This window comes from Thalassobacillus hwangdonensis (genome assembly GCF_042675915.1).
Lineage (GTDB): Bacteria > Bacillota > Bacilli > Bacillales > Halobacillaceae > Thalassobacillus_A > Thalassobacillus_A hwangdonensis.
Map to the genome: position 1 here is coordinate 477,982 of NZ_JBHTKL010000001.1, position 18,944 is coordinate 496,925.

Below are 18,944 nucleotides of genomic sequence, written 5' to 3' on the forward strand. Positions count from 1 at the left end.
TATGAAGGGCTGAGCGTATATGAGAAAGAGCAGAAGCACCCATGTGATGGCGAAAATATGGGGAATGCTGTTTGCTGCGTTGTTCCTGCTTTTACTCGGAAGATTCTTGTATATCGAGTCTTCAGGAGTTGTCCAGGGCGTTGATTTGAATGAGTGGGCAGATACAAAAAGGACAAGCGCATACAGCATCGATGCCGATCGGGGAAGAATCCTGGATCAGAATGGAATGATCCTCGCTTATGATCGACCGACATTCAAACTCCAGGCGATTGTCGATGAAGAATATTCGAAAAATCTTGAGGAGCCTAAGCATGTAACCGACCCTGAAAAAACGGCGGAATTGCTGGCTCCTTTATTAAATATGGAAGAAGCGTCCATCCGTGAACGAATCGAAGAAGGCATCAGCAATGGTAGATTCCAGGTAGAGTTCGGTAATTCCGGAAAGAACCTGACACAGGAGAAAAGGGATGCAATAGCGGACTTGAAACTCCCAGGAATCACTTTTGCACAGGAGTCAAAGCGTTATTACCCTAATGGTACCTTTGCCTCCCATGTGATCGGATTCGCAAGGAATGAAGGAGAAAAAATCGTTGGAGTCACCGGGATGGAAAAGCAGATGGCCAAATATCTCGAGGGTGAACCAGGGCAAATCTCTTACAAGCGCGATAAATACGGAATCAAGCTGCTTGATCCTGAAGAAATCATCACCGAGCCGGATCATGGGGAAAATGTCGTACTGACCATCGATCAGAAAATCCAAACCTTCCTTGAAGATGCGATGACGCAGGTGGATGAACAGTATAAACCTGAGAAAATCATGGCTGCAGTCATGGACCCTAAAACAGGGGAAGTGCTTGCGCTCGGAAACCGTCCAAGCTATAACCCGAATGATATAGGGAATGTACAAAACTGGTATAACGATGTCATCTCTTATCCGTTCGAACCAGGTTCTACGATGAAGATGTTCACGTGGGCGGCTGCGATGGAAGAAGGGGTGTACAACCCAAGTGAAGCGTTCAAATCCGGTAGATACGAGTACATCGATGGGAAATATATCAGCGATCACAATGGTGGAGAAGGGTGGGGTTCCATTTCCTTCGATCAAGGATTCCGTTTTTCTTCTAACGTAGCAGCAGCCAAACTTGCAATCGATAAGCTCGGTCCGGAACGATTCCTTCAATATTTGAACAAGTTCGGCTTCAATCGCGAGACCGGGGTTGACTTACCGGGTGAATTGAAGGGAAGGATCCTGTACGAATGGCAAAGCGAAAAGGTGACGACTTCGTTCGGTCAAGGGACGACCACAACGCCGATCCAATTGTTGACGGCAGCTAGTGCCATCGCGAATGGTGGGAAGATGATGAAGCCGTATGTGCTTTCTGAAGTTGTCGATAGCGAGAGTGGTGCCAAACTTAAAGAATCGAAGCCTGAGGTCATCGATACACCAATATCGGAAAAAACTGCGAAGCAGATGCGGGAATTACTAGGCACCGTCATCACTGGTGAAGGTGCTACAGGAAACCATTATAAATTGAACGATTATACTTTGGGAGGAAAGACAGGTACAGCTCAGATACCTAACACTGAGGGTGGAGGGTACATGACCGGAAAAGATAATTACATTTTTTCCTTCATGGGAATGGCACCTGTTGAGGATCCAGAACTGCTCATTTATGTAGCAGTAAAGCAACCGAAGCTTGCAGGAAATGAATATGGTGCAGAGCCTGTCGCCCATATTGTCAAAACAGTGATGGAGAACAGTCTGCATTATTTGAACATCCGTCCGGATAAGACGAAGGACCATGATGTGAAAGCAATCGAAGTGCCTGAGTTGGAAGGATCCTCCGTTTCAAAAGCCAAATCACAGCTCACGAAAGATTTTGAAAAGGTGACAGTAATTGGAGATGGAACCCGAGTCGCATCAATCTATCCTGATGAAGGTACCAAGGTTCTTCCAGGCAGAAGAATCATCCTTGTCACCGATAAGCCGGCAATACCTGACCTTACTGGCTGGTCCACGCGTGAAGTGCAGGGGTTGGCAGATGTACTAGACTTGAAGCTGGATGTATTAGGAAGCGGATATGCATTTAAACAAAGCGTAAAGGAAGGGGCGAATGTGAAGAAAGGTGACTACTTGGCTGTTGAGTTCAAGCACCCTTCCTCGACAGAAGAAGAAGTAGAATCTGACCAGGATGATCCTGAGACGGAACAGACAGAATCAGAAGAGGCACAGCAGGAGGATTCATCTGAAGAACCGTCGTAACCAAGCAGTGTTCTAATCGTTTTTACTGTGACATATAGTGATACAAGCTAACTCTTTCTCAAAAAGGAGCGAAATGATGAAGCGAGTATCACTTGTCACGGTAAGAAAACGATTGGTCACTGTTTTTCTTTTGTGTGTCGTTGTTTTCAGCATCATCTTAGGGAGATTAGGCTACGTGCAATTCGTACTTGCCGATTTCCTTGTAAATAAAGCAGAAGATTCCTGGAGCAGGAATATCACCTTTGAACCAGAAAGAGGAAAGATCCTGGATACGAACGGTGAAGTGCTGGTCGGTAATGTGTCTGCACCTACCGTAATGGTTGTCCCTAGACAAATTAAGGACAAGGATGCTGCAGCTGCACAATTGTCTGCAATTCTTGGTATGTCAAAAGAAAAGGCGCTGCAGCACGTAAGCAAAAATATTTCCATCGAAAAGATCCATCCGGAAGGACGGAAAATATCTGAAGCGCAGGCAAAAGCGATCCAATCCCTCCAGATGGACGGGGTATATATCGCACAGGATTCTAAAAGGTATTATCCGAACGGTGCGTTTCTTTCACATGTGCTCGGGTTTGTAGGGATCGATAACCAGGGACTTATGGGTCTTGAAGCGTACTATGATGAGGAATTGAGTGGGGAACCAGGCTACCTTCAATTCTTTTCTGATGCTAAAGGGAAGAAAATGCCCGATATGGCAGATGTGTACGAGCAGCCGGAGGACGGTCTTGACCTTCAGTTGACGATCGATCAAAGGGTACAGACGATCATTGAAAGAGAACTGGACATTGCTGAGGCTAAGTATGAGCCGGATGGTGCAATCGCAATTGCAGTCGATCCCGATACTGGGAGGGTGCTAGGCATGTCTTCAAGGCCGACGTTTGATCCTCTTGAATATCAGGAAGTGAAACCTTCCGTCTATGACCGTAACCTTCCTGTATGGAGCACGTATGAGCCGGGTTCCACATTCAAAATCATCACACTCGCATCAGCGCTCGAGGAAGGGCTGGTAGATTTGGAAGACGATCATTTCCATGATTCCGGTGCGATCAAAGTGGATGGAGCGACACTGCATTGCTGGAAGCGTGGTGGGCATGGCAGTCAAAGCTACCTTGAAGTAGTTCAGAATTCTTGTAACCCCGGTTTCGTTAACCTTGGGGAGCGACTTGGTAAAGAAAAACTCTTTTCCTATATAAAAGACTTTGGATTTGGTCAAAAAACAGGGATAGATTTGCAGGGAGAAGGGAAAGGGATACTATTCAAGGAAGAAAATGTAGGTCCGGTAGAGCTCGCTACCACTGCTTTTGGCCAAGGGGTTTCCGTGACTCCGATTCAACAGGTGATGGCTGTTGCTGCTGCAGTCAATGGTGGTTACCTTTATGAACCTTACATCCAGGAGGCTTGGCTTGACCCTGTGTCGGGAGAAGTACTTGAGAAGAATGAACCTAAGATGAAAAGGAGAGTCATCAGTGATTCGACATCCAAGGAAATACGACACGCATTGGAAAGTGTAGTCGCTCAAGGGACCGGTAGAGGTGCCTATGTAGAAGGATATCGTGTGGGAGGTAAGACAGGTACTGCACAGAAAGTCGGGGACGATGGAAAATATATGAGCAATAACCATATCGTCTCTTTCATCGGCTTCGCCCCAGCAGATGACCCTGAAATCGTCGTCTATCTGGCAATCGATAATCCGAAGAATACGGTGCAATTCGGTGGTGTCGTCGCTGCTCCGATCGTAGGCAATATCATGGAGGATACCCTCAGTGCGCTCGGTGTAGAGAAGCGGAAGGATGGTATTGAAAAAGAGTATGCCTGGCCTGAACAACCGCTGGTCCAGGTGCCTGATCTTGTAGGACTTGAAAAGAAAGAGCTCCAGACCTATCTTGTCGATTTGAACATTGAAGCTAGTGGTACAGGGGATAAGGTGCTCCAACAGGCCCCAGCACCCGGCGAGAAAGTCGAAATGGGTTCGACAGTGAGGATCCTTTTAGGGGAGTAAAGTAAATAGTATCGATTCCTCATCGTTTGGATGAAAAACTTTTGCTATAATAGTGAAGAATGTGCATATAAGTTAGGATGATAGTCATGAGATTGAAAGAAGTATTGAATCATATACCATTTTATCAGTCAACAAAAGCAATCGAACATATGGAAATAACCGACATGACAATGGATTCGAGGGCAGTGAAGCCTGGTGATCTGTTCATCTGTCTCCCTGGAGAACATTTTGACGGACACGATTTCGTTCACCAGGCAGTGGGTCAGGGAGCCGTAGCGGTTCTGGCAGAAAGGGAACTGGACGTATCTGTCCCTGTCATCATTGTCCCAGATTCTCATCGGGCGATGGCGGCAGTGGCCGGTTCGTTCTTCGGCCATCCAACCAAATCGTTGCAATTGATCGGTATTACAGGAACAAACGGGAAGACGTCCATCAGTTATCTGCTGGAAGAGATTTTTCAGGCAGAAAGCAAACGCACCGGATTGATTGGTACAATTCAGATGAAAATCAATAATGCTGTCTATGAAGTGAAGAATACGACACCGGACTCATTATTCTTACAGCGAAGCTTCCATCAAATGCAGAAGGAGCAAGTGGACACTGCAATTATGGAGGTATCTTCGCATGCCTTGGATAAGGGACGGGTCCATGGCTGTGATTTCAACGTTGCAGTCTTTACGAATTTATCACAGGACCACCTCGATTATCACGAGAGTATGGAAGATTATCTTCATGCAAAGTCGTTACTGTTTGCCCAGCTTGGGAACAGTTTTGTTTTGGAAAATGACAAATGCGCAGTCATCAATTTGGATGATGATGCAGCTGATGCTTTGATCAAGAGTACCGCACAGCCAGTGCTCACTTATGGAATCCATTCTAATGCTGCAATTAAAGCAAAGGATATCCATCTGCATGAAAAGGGGTCCTCATTTAATATGGTTACGCCTTATGGCGAGGCGGCCATCGAAAGTAAATTGATGGGGAAATTCAACGTTTACAATATGCTGGCTGCTGCTGGCGCGGCATTGACATCTGGCATACCCATCACCACAATAAAGCAGGCATTGGAGAATTCTACTGGTGTCAGGGGAAGGTTCGAGCCAGTGATGGAAGGGCAGCAATACGGCGTAGTAGTAGATTACGCACATACCCCTGATTCATTGAGGAATGTTCTTGTTACGATGCAGGAATTTTGCCGTGGAAATGTATGGGTCGTCGTCGGATGTGGTGGAGATCGCGACCGGACCAAGCGCCCATTGATGGCAGAAGTAGCTGTTAAATATGGAGATCGGCCTATTTTCACTTCCGATAATCCGAGAAGTGAAGACCCCGAGCAGATTCTCGATGATATGGTGGAACACCTTGATGGGGGCTACCAAAGGATCACCAACCGTAAAGAGGCGATTGAAACAGCGATTACCAATGCTGAACCGGGGGATATGGTGTTGATTGCTGGGAAAGGTCATGAAACATACCAGGAAGTGAACGGCCAACGGTTCGACTTCGATGATCGGGAAGTCGCTCGAGAACTTTTGACACGTTTAAAGGAGAATCGCTGATGCTTTTTACAATAAATGAATTGAATCAATTATTCACTGAAGCCAGAGGAGAACATAAGGACAGCATTCCGGTCAAATCGATCATGACTGATTCACGTCGCGTTCATGATCAAAGTCTGTTTGTACCGATTGTCGGAGAGAATTTCGATGCGCATGACTTTTTAAAAAAGGCGATCGAAAACGGTGCAATCGGAGCACTGTGGCAAAAGGATAAAAAGGTTCCTGCCTATGTCCCGACAGACTTCCCTCTGTTCCTTGTAGAGGATACGACCCTTGGATTACAGCAAATGGCAGGGTTCTATCTTCAGAAGGTTTCACCTAAAGTTGTAGCCGTAACCGGCTCAAATGGGAAGACGACGACGAAGGATCTAGTGGCGTCGGTGCTCTCTACAACCTACAAAACGCATAAAACAGAAGGAAATCACAATAACCATATCGGGCTTCCGTTGACGTTATTCGCCATGCCTGAAGAGACCGAAGTGGTAGTGCTCGAAATGGGAATGAGCAGTTTTGGTGAAATTGAAACGTTAAGTAACCTTGCTCGTCCTGATTTCGCGATCATTACAAACATTGGAGAATCTCATATTGAATACTTGGGCTCCCGAGAGGGGATTGCTAAAGCAAAGCTTGAAATCAAAGCTGGACTGCGTGGTCCGTTGATTTTTGATGGCGATGAAGCCCTTTTGAGTGAGGAACATGATGTTTCGGAAAATTGGCCGTGTGGATTCGGAGAAGAGAATCGTAATGTAATCAAGGATATGGAACTGTCTGATCAGTCTAGCAGTTTTACAATAGATGGCCGTGCCTACCAGCTTCCATTGGCAGGTGCACATAATGTGTTGAATGCATCATTTGCAATTACCGCTGCTAAGTTGATGGGTGTATCAGAAGAAGCAATTCAACAAGGGTTGGATCAGAGTAAAGTGACTGGCATGCGCTTCGAACGAGTGGAAGGGAAAAATGGTTCCCTGATCATCAATGATACGTATAATGCTTCACCCACTTCGATGAAAGCGGTAATCGAGGTCATCAAGCAGATGAAGGAAAAAACCAGAAAAGTGCTGGTATTGGGTGACATCTATGAATTAGGTGAATTCTCAAAGGACCTGCACCGAAAAGTTGCAGATGCTGTCAACGATGAAATTGATGCCATCTATACCTTCGGAAACGATGCGGATGAAATTACGAAAGCGGTGCTTCATCAGAATCCATCAATCCAGGCTACACATTACACCGATAAGCAGACGCTTGCCGATAAACTGACAGATGAACTAAGAGATGATACAGTCATCCTGCTTAAAGCATCCAGGGGTGTACGGCTGGAGACATTACTGGAAACTTTGACAGAATCTTGATTGGACGGGAAGTTGCAGCAGAGGAGGAACGATAATTATGAATGACTATGTACTACTAATAACAATGACTATATCTTTTTTAATCACCGTCCTTATATCACCAATCATCATTCCTTTTTTAAGACGTTTGAAGTTTGGTCAGAGCATAAGGGAAGAGGGACCGAAATCCCATCAGAAAAAATCAGGGACACCGACGATGGGCGGTGTGATGGTCCTGCTTGCAGTGAGCATTACGACGCTGATCATGGCGACGAAATTCAATCCGGAACCGGTAAGCTTCGAAGTATTCTTGCTATTATTTGTCTTGATCGGATACGGGTTGATCGGATTTTTGGATGATTTCATCAAAGTAGTGATGAAACGTAACCTTGGGCTTACATCGAAACAGAAAATGCTTGGCCAGATCATCATTGCGATCGTGACGTATTTGATCTTAAGAACGCATGGTTTTCCTACATATATCGGAATACCAGCTACAGACATCCAAATCGATCTCGGATGGGGATACGCACTGTTGATTCTGTTCATGCTCGTCGGTTCTTCAAATGCGGTGAACCTGACAGATGGGCTGGACGGCCTGCTTGCTGGTACAGCAGCACTGGCATTCGGTGCCTTTGCAATTCTTGCATGGAGTGGAAGCCCTCAATTTGAAATCACCATTTTTGCCCTGGCGATCGTAGGTGCGCTGTTGGGCTTTCTTGTGTTCAATGCTCACCCGGCGAAGGTGTTCATGGGCGACACGGGCTCACTTGCACTTGGTGGAGCAATTGCCATCGTGGCTATATTGACGAAGCTTGAAATCCTGTTGATCATTATCGGTGGAGTGTTCGTCATCGAAACATTATCTGTCATCATTCAGGTCATTTCCTTTAAAACAACAGGAAAGCGCGTCTTTAAGATGAGTCCATTACATCACCATTACGAGCTGAAGGGCTGGTCCGAGTGGCGAGTGGTAACCACTTTCTGGACGGTAGGCCTGATTTTCGCCGTACTGGGAGTATATATTGAGGTGTGGTTAGGTTGAAAACATTACAACAATTTCCTTACCGCCGCGTGCTCGTACTAGGGCTTGCTAAAAGCGGTACAGCTGCTGCTGATTTATTACTGGATAGCGGAATTCCGGTCCGTATCAATGATTGGAAGGCGACAAAGGAAGACCCGGCTGTGCGCTCATTAGAAGAGCGGGGAGCTGAACTTATCCTAGGGAGCCACCCATCGTCTGCACTTGACGGCATCGATCTTGTCGTCAAAAATCCTGGAATTCCGTATGAAAATCCAATGGTTGAAGCAGCAATGGAAAAAGACATTCCAATCATTACAGAAATTGAATTGGCAGGTATGCTCCATGAAGGACCGGTGGTAGCCATCACTGGGTCGAATGGAAAAACGACGACGACCACACTGATCGATGCCATGCTTGATGCAAGCGAATGCCGCTCAAGGATAGCTGGTAATATCGGAGAAGTTGCTGTAGAAGTGGCAAGAGAGACGACCCACGATGATACACTCGTAGTTGAACTGTCCAGCTTTCAATTGCTTGGGATTGAAAGCTTCCGACCGAATATTTCCGTCTTATTGAATATTTTCGAAGCGCATCTGGATTATCATAAGACGCTTGAAAATTATCAGGAAGCGAAAGCAAGGATATTCATGAATCAGTCAGAAGGCGACTTTCTTGTCTATAATGCGGATGATCCTGTGATTGAACGTTTCATCGGTAATGCAAATGGTACACTGGTTCCTTTTTCTGTTACTAGAAAGGTGGAAGGGGCATACGTCGAGGGAGGTACTGTTTACTTCAACGATGAACCAATCCTGGAGCGAAGTGAAATCGTACTTGTCGGCGATCATAACCTGGAGAATATTCTCGCTGCAATCGCTGCTTCCAAATTAGCAGGCGCATCGACGGAAGGGATCCGGAACATACTGACGACATTTACCGGAGTGCCTCACCGCCTTCAATTCGTTTCGAAATTCAATGATCGATTGTTTTACAATGATTCGAAAGCGACTAATATCCTGGCTACCTCCAAAGCGCTTCGAGCGTTCGAGCAGCCAGTCATCCTTCTCGCCGGAGGTCTTGACAGAGGGAACGGGTTCGATGAATTGATCCCGTATCTTGATCATGTAAAAGCGCTTGTCGTCTTTGGTGAAACAGCTGAAAAGATCAAGGATGCCGGTAGGAAAGCAGGTATAGATACGATTGAAAAAGTTGATAATGTAGAACAAGCAGCCCTGATGTCGTACAAGCTGTCTGAAGCAGGCGATGTCATCTTGCTATCTCCTGCATGTGCGAGCTGGGACCAATATAAGACTTTTGAAGATAGAGGTCATATGTTTGTCCAAGCTGTGCATAAGCTGAAGTAGGGGCTTGTTCTGTCAAAGGAAGCCCCGTAATCCAACTTGATTGGAGGAGGGGCTTTTTGTTACAGAAAAACAGCAAACCCAATATCATGCCTGACCTTACACTCGTGATCGCGATTTTGTCACTTCTGACCATCGGGGTAATCATGGTGTACAGTTCTTCAAGCATTTGGGCAGAATACAAATTCAATGATTCCTTCTTTTTTGCAAAGCGCCAACTTCTGTTTGCGGTTGTTGGAGTGATTGCGATGTTCGTGCTGGCACGCCTGCCATATATGACATGGCGCCATCACAGCAAGAAGCTTCTTATAGTCTGTTTCATTCTTCTAATTGCAGTTTTGATTCCTGGAATAGGACTGGAGCGGGGTGGAGCACAGAGCTGGATTGGTGTTGGTGCATTCAGCATTCAGCCCTCAGAATTTATGAAACTTGGTCTGATCGTCTTTCTTGCTAAATTCTTATCGGAAAAACAAAAACATATCCAATCATTCCAAAAAGGGTTTCTTCCTGCTCTGTCACTGGTCATGGTCGCTTTTATGCTGATCATGCTCCAACCAGACTTAGGAACCGGTGTTGTCCTCGTGGGGACGTGTATGTTGATGATCTTTGTATCCGGCGCAAGATGGGCGCATTTCGTGTCACTTGGCTTGATCGGTCTGGTGGGTTTTGTTGTCCTGATCGCTTCTGCGCCTTATCGGATGAAAAGGATTACCGCCTTTCTCAATCCGTGGGAAGACCCATTGGGAAGCGGATTTCAAATCATCCAATCGTTATATGCCATCGGCCCAGGTGGGTTGATGGGGATGGGATTAGGACAAAGCCTGCAGAAATTCTATTACCTTCCTGAGCCGCAAAATGATTTCATCTTTGCAATTCTCGCAGAAGAGCTCGGCTTTATCGGTGGAGCCTTCGTCCTACTCCTTTTCCTCCTTGTACTTTGGAGAGGAATTCGTGTGGCAATTTATGCACCAGACCTTTATGGGAGTCTGCTGGCACTTGGAATCGTAGGGATGATTTCCATCCAGGTGATGATCAATATCAGTGTCGTCACAGGCCTGATACCGGTCACAGGGATCACCTTGCCGTTTTTGAGCTATGGAGGTTCTTCATTGACATTGACACTCTGTTCTGTCGGAATTCTTCTAAGCATAAGCAGGTATGCAAAAATTTAGAAAAGAATGAATGATTTTAATACAGCCACTTATGAGGGTGCGATGCCGTACTATGTAAACATGCATAGCTGCGGCATTTTTTCGTTCTCTACATACCATTTTCAGGAGTGCCAGCAGTTCGAATGCTATTATGCTTTGATTTACACTTCAAATTGGATATTCCATCAGTTAGGATGGTTGATGCAACAAATGCCTCATGAAACGGTTTAGATTTTAAGAAGTGTGGTCACAAAATGGGAGATAACGTGATAAACTATAGGTAGAGAAGGTTTATTAACTCATTCACCCGGGTAACACCATACGGGTTGGTTGATATAGGTTGTAAGGAGGAAGCTTTTGTGGAAAAGATTAAACAACAATTAGAAGAACAGCAGATTGGTAAAGTGAAATTGAATGAACCATTAAAAAAACATACGACGATCAAGATCGGTGGCCCTGCGGATTTATTCATAGAGCCTGACTCGATAGAAAATCTTAAAAAGACGCTACAGATCGTCAAAGATCATGGATTGTCGGTACGTATAATTGGGAGAGGTTCCAATCTTCTCATCCCTGATGAAGGAATTCGCGGTGCGGTTGTAAAGCTGGGCCCTGGACTGGACCATCTTGAAGAAGACGGAAATACGATCCAAGTCGGCGCAGGCTATCCAATGATCAAACTTGCGATGATCATGAGCAGAAAAGGGCTTGGCGGGCTGGAATTTGCAGGAGGTATCCCCGGAAGTGTCGGTGGTGCGGTTTATATGAATGCTGGCGCGCACGGATCTGATATATCCGAAATACTAGTCAAAGCACACATTCTATTTGAAGATGGAACGATGGAATGGTTGACCAAAGATGAAATGAAATTCTCATATCGTACTTCTGTGCTTCAAAATGAACGTAAAGGTTATTGTTTAGAGGCGGTTTTTGAATTGAATCCAGGCAGCAAAGAAGAGATCGTTGCAGAAATTCAGAAATTCAAAGACTACCGCAGAGAAACCCAGCCGTGGTCACATCCTTGTGCGGGAAGCATCTTCCGTAACCCACTTCCTGAATATGCTGGTAAATTGGTGGAGGAAGTCGGATTGAAGGGCCATAAAATCGGGGACGCGCAAATTTCCGAGCTTCATGCAAATTTCATCGTGAATACAGCAGACGCTTCTTATGAAGATGTCATGGCATTGATTCAGCATGTGAAAGATACGATTTGGAAAGAAAAGCAAATCAAGATCGAAACAGAAGTGGAAATTGTTTCAAATTAAGGTTCAGACGCGCACTCACAGGCGTTTTATTGTGATATAATCGATTATGAAAATAGAAGCAAAACAAGGCTTGCCCGATTACTTTTTTAATTGGACAAGCCCTTGGCTGATAAATAATTGACTTAAAGGACAAGGGGAAGTCTAAATGATCGAAGAGAAGAAAAATATAGTCTCTCTGGAGGATCGTATTCCTAAGCTGAAGCAAGCACGAAAACGGAGGGCGAACATCCGGCTGATCTTTTATTTGACGATTTTGTTCTTTCTCGTTGCAATCGTCGTATATTTGCAATCCCCACTCAGTCATGTGAGAGATGTTTCCATCGTAGGCAATACCCATGTTTCCGATCAGAAGCTCATTGATATGAGTCATGTCACCAAGGAAGATAACTTCTGGAAAGTGGATAAAGATGCGGTAGCTGAGCTTGTCAATGTACACCCTGAAATTGCAGCGGCATCTGTGGATCGCAAATTGCCAGGCACGATTGAAATCAATGTCGATGAATATGAGCGGGTAGGTTACGTGAAAGTCGATGGTAGCTACTATCCGATTTTAGAAAATGGTGAACGGCTGGACAGCTATCAGTTGAAGTCACCTTCAGGGGATGCACCATTGTTGATCGATTTCAATAAACCTACATATTTGGAAGGGATGTCAAAAGAGCTCCAGCAGTTACCGGGCAGCATCGCAAGTATGATATCCGAAATCTATTGGGAACCGACAGACGAAAACCCATATCAGATCAGGCTGTACATGACAGATGGGTATGAGGTGCTGGGGACGATCAGGAATTTTTCTGAAAAGATCCTTGCCTATCCATCCATCGTCTCTCAGCTGGGACCTGACGATAGAGGCATCATCCACATCGATGTAGGTGCATATTTTGAAGCATATCCAGGCACAGAAGCGCCTGAGGATGAGGCAAATGAAGAGGAGAGTACTGATGAAGGTCAGGGGTAAGCATGTCATATTGGCCCTTGTTCTGCTTGTTGCCGGCTTTTTGATTGCATACAGCTATTCGCAGACGGAATCGGAATCCCGGGTGGTACAACTTCAAGACCGTTCCTGGGAAAAAGAATTCTATTATAGAAAGCAGCTGCTTGATATCGAGGAGCGGAATAAGCAATTGAGAACGGAACTGGAAGAGCGTCTTGAAGAAATCCAGACCTATGAAAGTCAGTTGGCTGAAAGTGAAGATGTCATTGCAGACTATGTTGAACGGAAGAAGGATCTTCAGCTTCTTACCGGAGAAATTCCCGTTAAAGGTCCTGGGGTGGAAGTGGTGCTGCGTGATGCAGATTACATTCCTGATGAAGAGAATGTAAATAACTATATCGTCCATGAACCACACATCCATAAGGTCATCAATGAACTCAAAAGCGCGGGAGCAAAAGCGATAGCTATCAATGGACAAAGGTACTTCAGTAACAGTTATATTGCTTGCATCGGTCCAGTCATCTCTGTGGATGGTGTGCAGCATCCAGCCCCGTTCGTCGTGACGGCAATCGGGGATCCGGAAGTTCTCCAATCCAGCCTGACATTGAAACACGGCGTCATTGATCAACTCGTCAGTGAAAATATTGAGGTTGAGCTGGATACTTCACCTAGCATTGAGATGAATGCAAGATTGAGTGGAGAAGGATGATTGAATGAATACGCAAAGTAAGTGGATGATTTCCATTGTCTTCGGAATTGCCGGCTTCATGGTTGCGATTCAATTTCAGACAACGACATCCATACCTGAAACGAGAGATACGAGGGATAAGTGGGAGATAAGAGAAGAATTGCAAAGTCAGCAGAAGAATCAACGGGAATTGCTTGAAAAAATTGCGGAAGCAGACCGGGTACTGCAGGATTATGAAGTGAAGGCTGAAAAGGAACAAGTGGAGACGCTCAAGAAATCGATTGATAAACTTGAAGATAAAGCCGGACTTACCGAAATGACTGGTAACGGCATCACAATCACAATTGAACCGATTTTTCAGGATTTTGGTGAGGCACCGCAGACTTATCCGGAAGTCACCCCCGAATTGCTGAGCCGATTGATCAATGAGTTGAATACTTATGGAGCCAAAGGAATTGCAATCGGGAATGAGCGGGTGACCAACCTGACCCCGATACGGAATGTCAATGGGGCCACTTATGTGAATAACCGGCCACTTAATGACTTACCTTTGGAAATAACCGTTATCGCAAACAATCCAAAAAAGATGCTCGACTATGTCCAAGTAAGTGAAGCGAGAGATATGTTCGCGATTGACAGTTTAGGCATGAATGCAGAAATTGCTCGGGAGATCGTACTCCCTAAGTACGAAGATTCACTGAATCTTGAAATACTGGAAGCCAAAAATGCTGAAGAAAGAGATGAAATATAATGTGGTTGCCGATCGCTTTTCTGATCATAGGGATCTCGCTTGGACTATTGACGGACATTAGAGTACCGGACGAATACGCCAACTATTTATCCATCGCTGTCCTCGCTGCATTTGATACGCTGTTAGGTGGGATAAGAGCCCAGATGGAAAAGAAGTTCAATGATTTGGTATTCATCACTGGTTTCTTTTTCAATGTATTGTTAGCAGCTTTCCTCGCATTTTTAGGTGTGCAGCTTGGAGTGGATCTTTATCTTGCCGCGGTGTTCGCATTCGGGGTGAGATTATTCCAGAATATTGCAATTATCCGCAGGCATTTGATCGATCAGAAAATGATCACAAGAAAAATGAAAAAAAATACGTCAAATTAAGAGGAATATGACTGTTCCCTGTGGAAGTGAAAACAATACTTGCATTTCAATAACGTAAGATATGAGTGGAAAGTACTACACAATATATCAATCTATTTACGAAATGGGAAATCCATTGTCTTATCCACTCTAATCCGATAATATTTGAACTAATATGCCTAATTGCAGGAGGTGCGTCACTTTTGAATCAGAATGAGATATTAGTAAGTTTAGATATAGGTACGACAAAAATAAAAGTAATCATTGGTGAAGTGCTGAATGACTCCTTGAACATCATCGGGGTTGGTACAGCTAAATCCAATGGCCTGAAAAAAGGGGCCATCGTCGATATCGATCAAACTGTACAATCGATCCGGACGGCTGTAGAACAAGCAGAGCGAATGGTAGATATGAAGATAGATCGAGTGGTCGTTGGTGTGAATGGGAACCATATTCAACTGCAGCAATGCCATGGAGTGGTTGCAGTTTCAAGTGAAGACAGAGAAATCGGCAATGAAGATATCAAGCGTGTAATCGATGCAGCTCAAGTGGTCTCCATCCCACCTGAACGGGAAATCATCGATGTCATTCCAGAACAATTCATTGTAGATGGTCAGGATGAGATCACTGATCCAAGAGGAATGATTGGCGTAAGACTAGAAATGGAAGGAACCATCATTACATGTTCCAGAACAGTTCTACATAACATCCTCAAATGTGTAGAAAGAGCTCAATTGCAGGTGTTGGATATCTGCCTTCAGCCACTGGCAGCAGGCACGATTGCATTGTCCAGTGATGAACGTAACTTAGGAGTTGCCCTTATTGATGTAGGTGGGGGAAGCACAACAATCTCTGTCTTTGAAGATGGTCACCTGAAAGGTACAAGCATGGTGGCGCTGGGAGGAGACAATCTTACAAAAGATCTGTCGATCGGATTGCGTACTTCGACGGAAGAAGCCGAAGAAATCAAATTGGAGCATGGACATGCATTTTTTGATGATGCAAGAGAAGAAGAGCAATTTGATGTTACAATAATCGGTAGTAATCGCAAGCAGACATTCAATCAATTGCAGTTATCTGATATGATTGAAGCTAGATTGGAAGAAATTTTCTTGTTTGCTGCACAGGAGATTCACCGTATGGGAGTGAAAGATTTGCCTGGAGGGTTCGTCCTGACTGGCGGCTCGATGAGCATGCCTGGAGTGATGGAACTGGCACAGGATATCTTCCATGCGAATGTAAGATTGGCGATACCGGATTATATCGGAGTAAGAGAACCGCAGTTTACTAGCGGAGTAGGTATCTTGCAATTCGCTTATCGTAATGCGAAAATACAAGGAAAAGAGATTTTCCCGTCTGTTACGATGGAGGACAGGCCGAAACCTAAGAAGCAGAAAAGGGTTTCAAAGCCACAGGAACAAGAAGAGGAAAAGAATGAGGGCAAAAAAGAGGGTGGATTATCCAATCTGCTCAAGTACTTTTTTGATTGAACAGCGTTCCCTTCATGAGCAACGAACGGAAATTAGCATAAATCTTGTAATCTTTTGAATTGGAGGAACGGAAGATGTTAGATTTCGATACGAACATGGATCAACTGGCAACGATAAAAGTCATCGGGGTAGGCGGTGGCGGAAGCAACGCCGTAAACCGAATGATTGAACACGGAGTGCAGGGTGTTGAGTTCATTGCTGTCAACACGGATGCGCAGGCATTGAACCTTTCCAAAGCGGAAACGAAGATGCAAATCGGAGGCAAGCTTACACGTGGTCTTGGAGCAGGTGCAAATCCTGAAGTAGGCCGTAAAGCAGCCGAAGAAAGTAAGGAACAATTGGAAGAAGTACTGCAGGGTGCGGATATGGTATTCGTAACTGCTGGTATGGGTGGTGGAACTGGTACAGGAGCTGCCCCTGTAATCGCTCAGGTTGCTAAAGAACTTGGCGCATTGACAGTAGGTGTCGTAACACGTCCATTCACATTTGAAGGTAGAAAACGTTCTGTGCAGGCTGCAGGTGGAACAGATGCACTGAAGAGCAATGTAGATACATTGATTGTCATCCCGAATGATCGTCTATTGGAGATCGTCGACAAGAACACGCCTATGCTGGAAGCGTTCCGCGAAGCGGATAACGTCCTTCGTCAAGGTGTCCAAGGTATCTCGGACTTGATTGCAACACCTGGACTGATCAACGTTGACTTTGCTGACGTCAAAACGATCATGATGGACAAAGGTTCCGCATTGATGGGAATCGGTATTGCTACTGGAGAAAGCAGAGCAGTAGAAGCAGCAAAGAAAGCAATTTCCTCACCATTGCTGGAAGCATCCATCGATGGTGCACATGGTGTGCTTATGAATATCACGGGCGGAGCCAACCTGAGCCTTTATGAGGTACAGGAAGCTGCTGACATCGTGACTTCTGCGGCAGACCAAGAAGTGAACGTCATCTTCGGTTCTGTAATCAATGAGAACCTGAAGGACGAGATTGTCGTAACTGTAATTGCAACTGGTTTCGATGAAGCACAGTTGAACCAGGCTAAGCCGAAGCAGCAGCGCCCTCAGATGGGACAAATGGGAGGCAGCCAGCTAGGTGGAGGCATCCAGCCTACGGAAAGAAAACGCGAAGAACCACAGCGTAACGAAATGCCAAGCCATCAAAAAGGCAACCAGGAAGAAGATACACTCGATATCCCAACATTCCTGAGAAACCGCAACAGAAGAAGATAATATCTGATTATACAAAAACCTTATGGGCAATAAGCTCATAAGGTTTTTTTGTTTATTATTGGGCGTTATATAAGAGAGTGGAGGACTGGCTTGGAAACCACTCGCTTTCCTGCGGGGAACCTGGCAAGCCTCCTCAGGCTACGCCTTCCGGGGTCTAGCCTAGCTCCTTTTCCCGCGGGAGTCTCGCAGTTCCCAAGCCAGTCCCTGTGTTTATATGAACGCTCACTTAACTGTTATTTATCATAGATTTCACTCTGCTAATTTATAAAAATGGTGGAGGTCATTCACTTTTTGCACTTTCTTAAAAACATAAGTAAGAAAGTATGTCTATTTGTGGCAAGGGCAGAGGGGAATGGGAAGACTCCAGCGGGAAGAAAGTGCCTGGTGAGACCCCACAGGGCGGAAGCCCGAGGAGGCTCACTGCGCGCCCGCGGAAAGCGAACCGTTCCCCTCTGCCCCACTTTGACAAAAAATCGGTTTGTTAAAAGTGGTTCACTCAGCGACAAAAGGTGCTAAAAATAGTTCCCTTCCTGTCTCATGAATTGACAGACTTTGAATACGGACATGTTTATACTTGTAAACAATCATTGGAATGCAGAGAAAGGAAGAAAGAGGTGATGATCTATCTTGATGCTGTATGGATGCTCAACTTTCTATTGGATGGAATGATTCTCTTCCTTACACAAGCTGTAACAAAAGCGAACGCTTCCTTCTTACGTCTGATGGTTGGGGCATTTACAGCATCGCTTATCGTCCCATTGACAATTTTTTACCCCGATACTTTGTTTTCAACTCCTATAGGCAAATTGCTCTTTTCAGTGGTGATCATCCTAACGGCATTCCAATTTCAGACCTTACGTATGTTTTTTCGCAATCTTGTCAGTTTTTATTTTATTACTTTTGCAATTGGTGGAGCATTGTTCGGCAGCCATTACTTCATTCAGTCGAATGTCAATCTTACAGCAAACGGTATGGTCACGTTTAATAGTGGCTACGGCGATCCGGTCAGCTGGTTTTTTGTTTTGGTAGGGTTTCCCATCGCATGGTGGTTTACAAGAGAACGACTGGAGCGCATTACACTTTTGAAAATGAAATATGAAGAGATTTATCCGGTAGTGATTGAATATGCAGGGAAGAAAGTGGAATCCAAGGGGCTTGTGGACAGCGGGAATCAATTAATCGATCCGTTGACTAAAAAGCTTGTATTCCTGGCGGATGAAAGTGTGTTCAAAAGACTTATAGAAGAACGGGATTGGGAGCTTTTGAAGGAAGTTTCGGAAAGCTTCCAAGTTGATCAATTACCTGGTGTGCTACAGGAACGGGTCACCTTTGTACCTTATCAAGGCGCAGAGGGATCGGGACAATTGATGCTGACATTGAGGGTAGATGGGATAAGTGCACTGGCAGAAGGAACATCGATTCTTGTCCAGTCGCCTTTATTAGGTATCCAATTTGGAGAAATGACCGCAGATGGCAGTTACCATGTGCTTTTGCACCCACATATGAAACAAAAAGGAAAAGTAGCTTGAGGGAGAAAGGGGTTCAT

At 45.1% G+C, this 18,944-nt stretch carries 15 protein-coding genes; all 15 read left to right on the forward strand.

Annotated elements, in window-relative coordinates; all coding sequences use genetic code 11:
• The first annotated feature begins 46 nt into the window (after positions 1-46).
• Complete coding sequence (locus ACFQ2J_RS02590; protein WP_386056308.1) at positions 47-2,263, forward strand: penicillin-binding protein; 2,217 nt, start codon at positions 47-49, stop codon at positions 2,261-2,263.
• A gap of 76 nt (positions 2,264-2,339) precedes the next feature.
• Positions 2,340-4,262, forward strand: a complete 1,923-nt coding sequence (locus ACFQ2J_RS02595; RefSeq protein WP_386056310.1) for a stage V sporulation protein D — start codon at positions 2,340-2,342, stop codon at positions 4,260-4,262.
• Between the two features lie 86 nt (positions 4,263-4,348).
• Complete coding sequence (locus ACFQ2J_RS02600; protein WP_386056311.1) at positions 4,349-5,821, forward strand: UDP-N-acetylmuramoyl-L-alanyl-D-glutamate--2,6-diaminopimelate ligase; 1,473 nt, start codon at positions 4,349-4,351, stop codon at positions 5,819-5,821.
• Positions 5,821-7,176, forward strand: coding sequence for a UDP-N-acetylmuramoyl-tripeptide--D-alanyl-D-alanine ligase (locus ACFQ2J_RS02605; RefSeq protein WP_386056313.1), 1,356 nt, complete (start codon positions 5,821-5,823; stop codon positions 7,174-7,176). The genes ACFQ2J_RS02600 and ACFQ2J_RS02605 overlap by 1 nt, the downstream gene beginning before the upstream one ends.
• Before the next feature lie 37 nt (positions 7,177-7,213).
• Positions 7,214-8,200 (forward strand): phospho-N-acetylmuramoyl-pentapeptide-transferase, encoded by a 987-nt coding sequence (mraY, locus tag ACFQ2J_RS02610; RefSeq protein ID WP_386056315.1) that lies wholly within the window; start codon positions 7,214-7,216, stop codon positions 8,198-8,200.
• Entirely contained in the window at positions 8,197-9,543 is a 1,347-nt protein-coding gene (gene murD / locus ACFQ2J_RS02615) for a UDP-N-acetylmuramoyl-L-alanine--D-glutamate ligase (RefSeq protein WP_386056317.1), read from the forward strand. The genes mraY and murD overlap by 4 nt, the downstream gene beginning before the upstream one ends.
• 86 nt (positions 9,544-9,629) lie before the next feature.
• On the forward strand, positions 9,630-10,712 hold the full coding sequence (gene spoVE / locus ACFQ2J_RS02620) for a stage V sporulation protein E (RefSeq protein WP_386058314.1): 1,083 nt from the start codon (positions 9,630-9,632) through the stop codon (positions 10,710-10,712).
• Positions 10,713-11,050: 338 nt separating this feature from the next.
• Entirely contained in the window at positions 11,051-11,956 is a 906-nt protein-coding gene (gene murB, locus ACFQ2J_RS02625) for a UDP-N-acetylmuramate dehydrogenase (RefSeq protein ID WP_386056318.1), read from the forward strand.
• Positions 11,957-12,101: 145 nt separating this feature from the next.
• Entirely contained in the window at positions 12,102-12,914 is an 813-nt protein-coding gene (locus tag ACFQ2J_RS02630; protein WP_386056320.1) for a cell division protein FtsQ/DivIB, read from the forward strand.
• Positions 12,898-13,599, forward strand: a complete 702-nt coding sequence (locus tag ACFQ2J_RS02635; RefSeq protein ID WP_386056322.1) for a DUF881 domain-containing protein — start codon at positions 12,898-12,900, stop codon at positions 13,597-13,599. Before ACFQ2J_RS02630 ends, ACFQ2J_RS02635 begins: the two co-directional genes overlap by 17 nt.
• A 4-nt stretch (positions 13,600-13,603) precedes the next feature.
• Positions 13,604-14,329 carry a DUF881 domain-containing protein gene (locus ACFQ2J_RS02640; protein WP_386056323.1) on the forward strand — a complete coding sequence of 242 codons (726 nt, stop codon included), beginning with the start codon at positions 13,604-13,606 and terminating at the stop codon, positions 14,327-14,329.
• On the forward strand, positions 14,329-14,697 hold the full coding sequence (locus tag ACFQ2J_RS02645) for a small basic family protein (RefSeq protein WP_386056324.1): 369 nt from the start codon (positions 14,329-14,331) through the stop codon (positions 14,695-14,697). The genes ACFQ2J_RS02640 and ACFQ2J_RS02645 overlap by 1 nt, the downstream gene beginning before the upstream one ends.
• 182 nt (positions 14,698-14,879) lie before the next feature.
• On the forward strand, positions 14,880-16,166 hold the full coding sequence (gene ftsA / locus ACFQ2J_RS02650) for a cell division protein FtsA (protein ID WP_386056326.1): 1,287 nt from the start codon (positions 14,880-14,882) through the stop codon (positions 16,164-16,166).
• A 74-nt stretch (positions 16,167-16,240) separates the two neighbouring features.
• A complete protein-coding gene (ftsZ, locus tag ACFQ2J_RS02655; protein WP_386056328.1) occupies positions 16,241-17,398 on the forward strand; it encodes a cell division protein FtsZ in 1,158 nt (385 codons plus the stop codon).
• A gap of 617 nt (positions 17,399-18,015) precedes the next feature.
• On the forward strand, positions 18,016-18,927 hold the full coding sequence (gene spoIIGA, locus ACFQ2J_RS02660; RefSeq protein WP_386056330.1) for a sigma-E processing peptidase SpoIIGA: 912 nt from the start codon (positions 18,016-18,018) through the stop codon (positions 18,925-18,927).
• Positions 18,928-18,944: the final 17 nt, after the last annotated feature.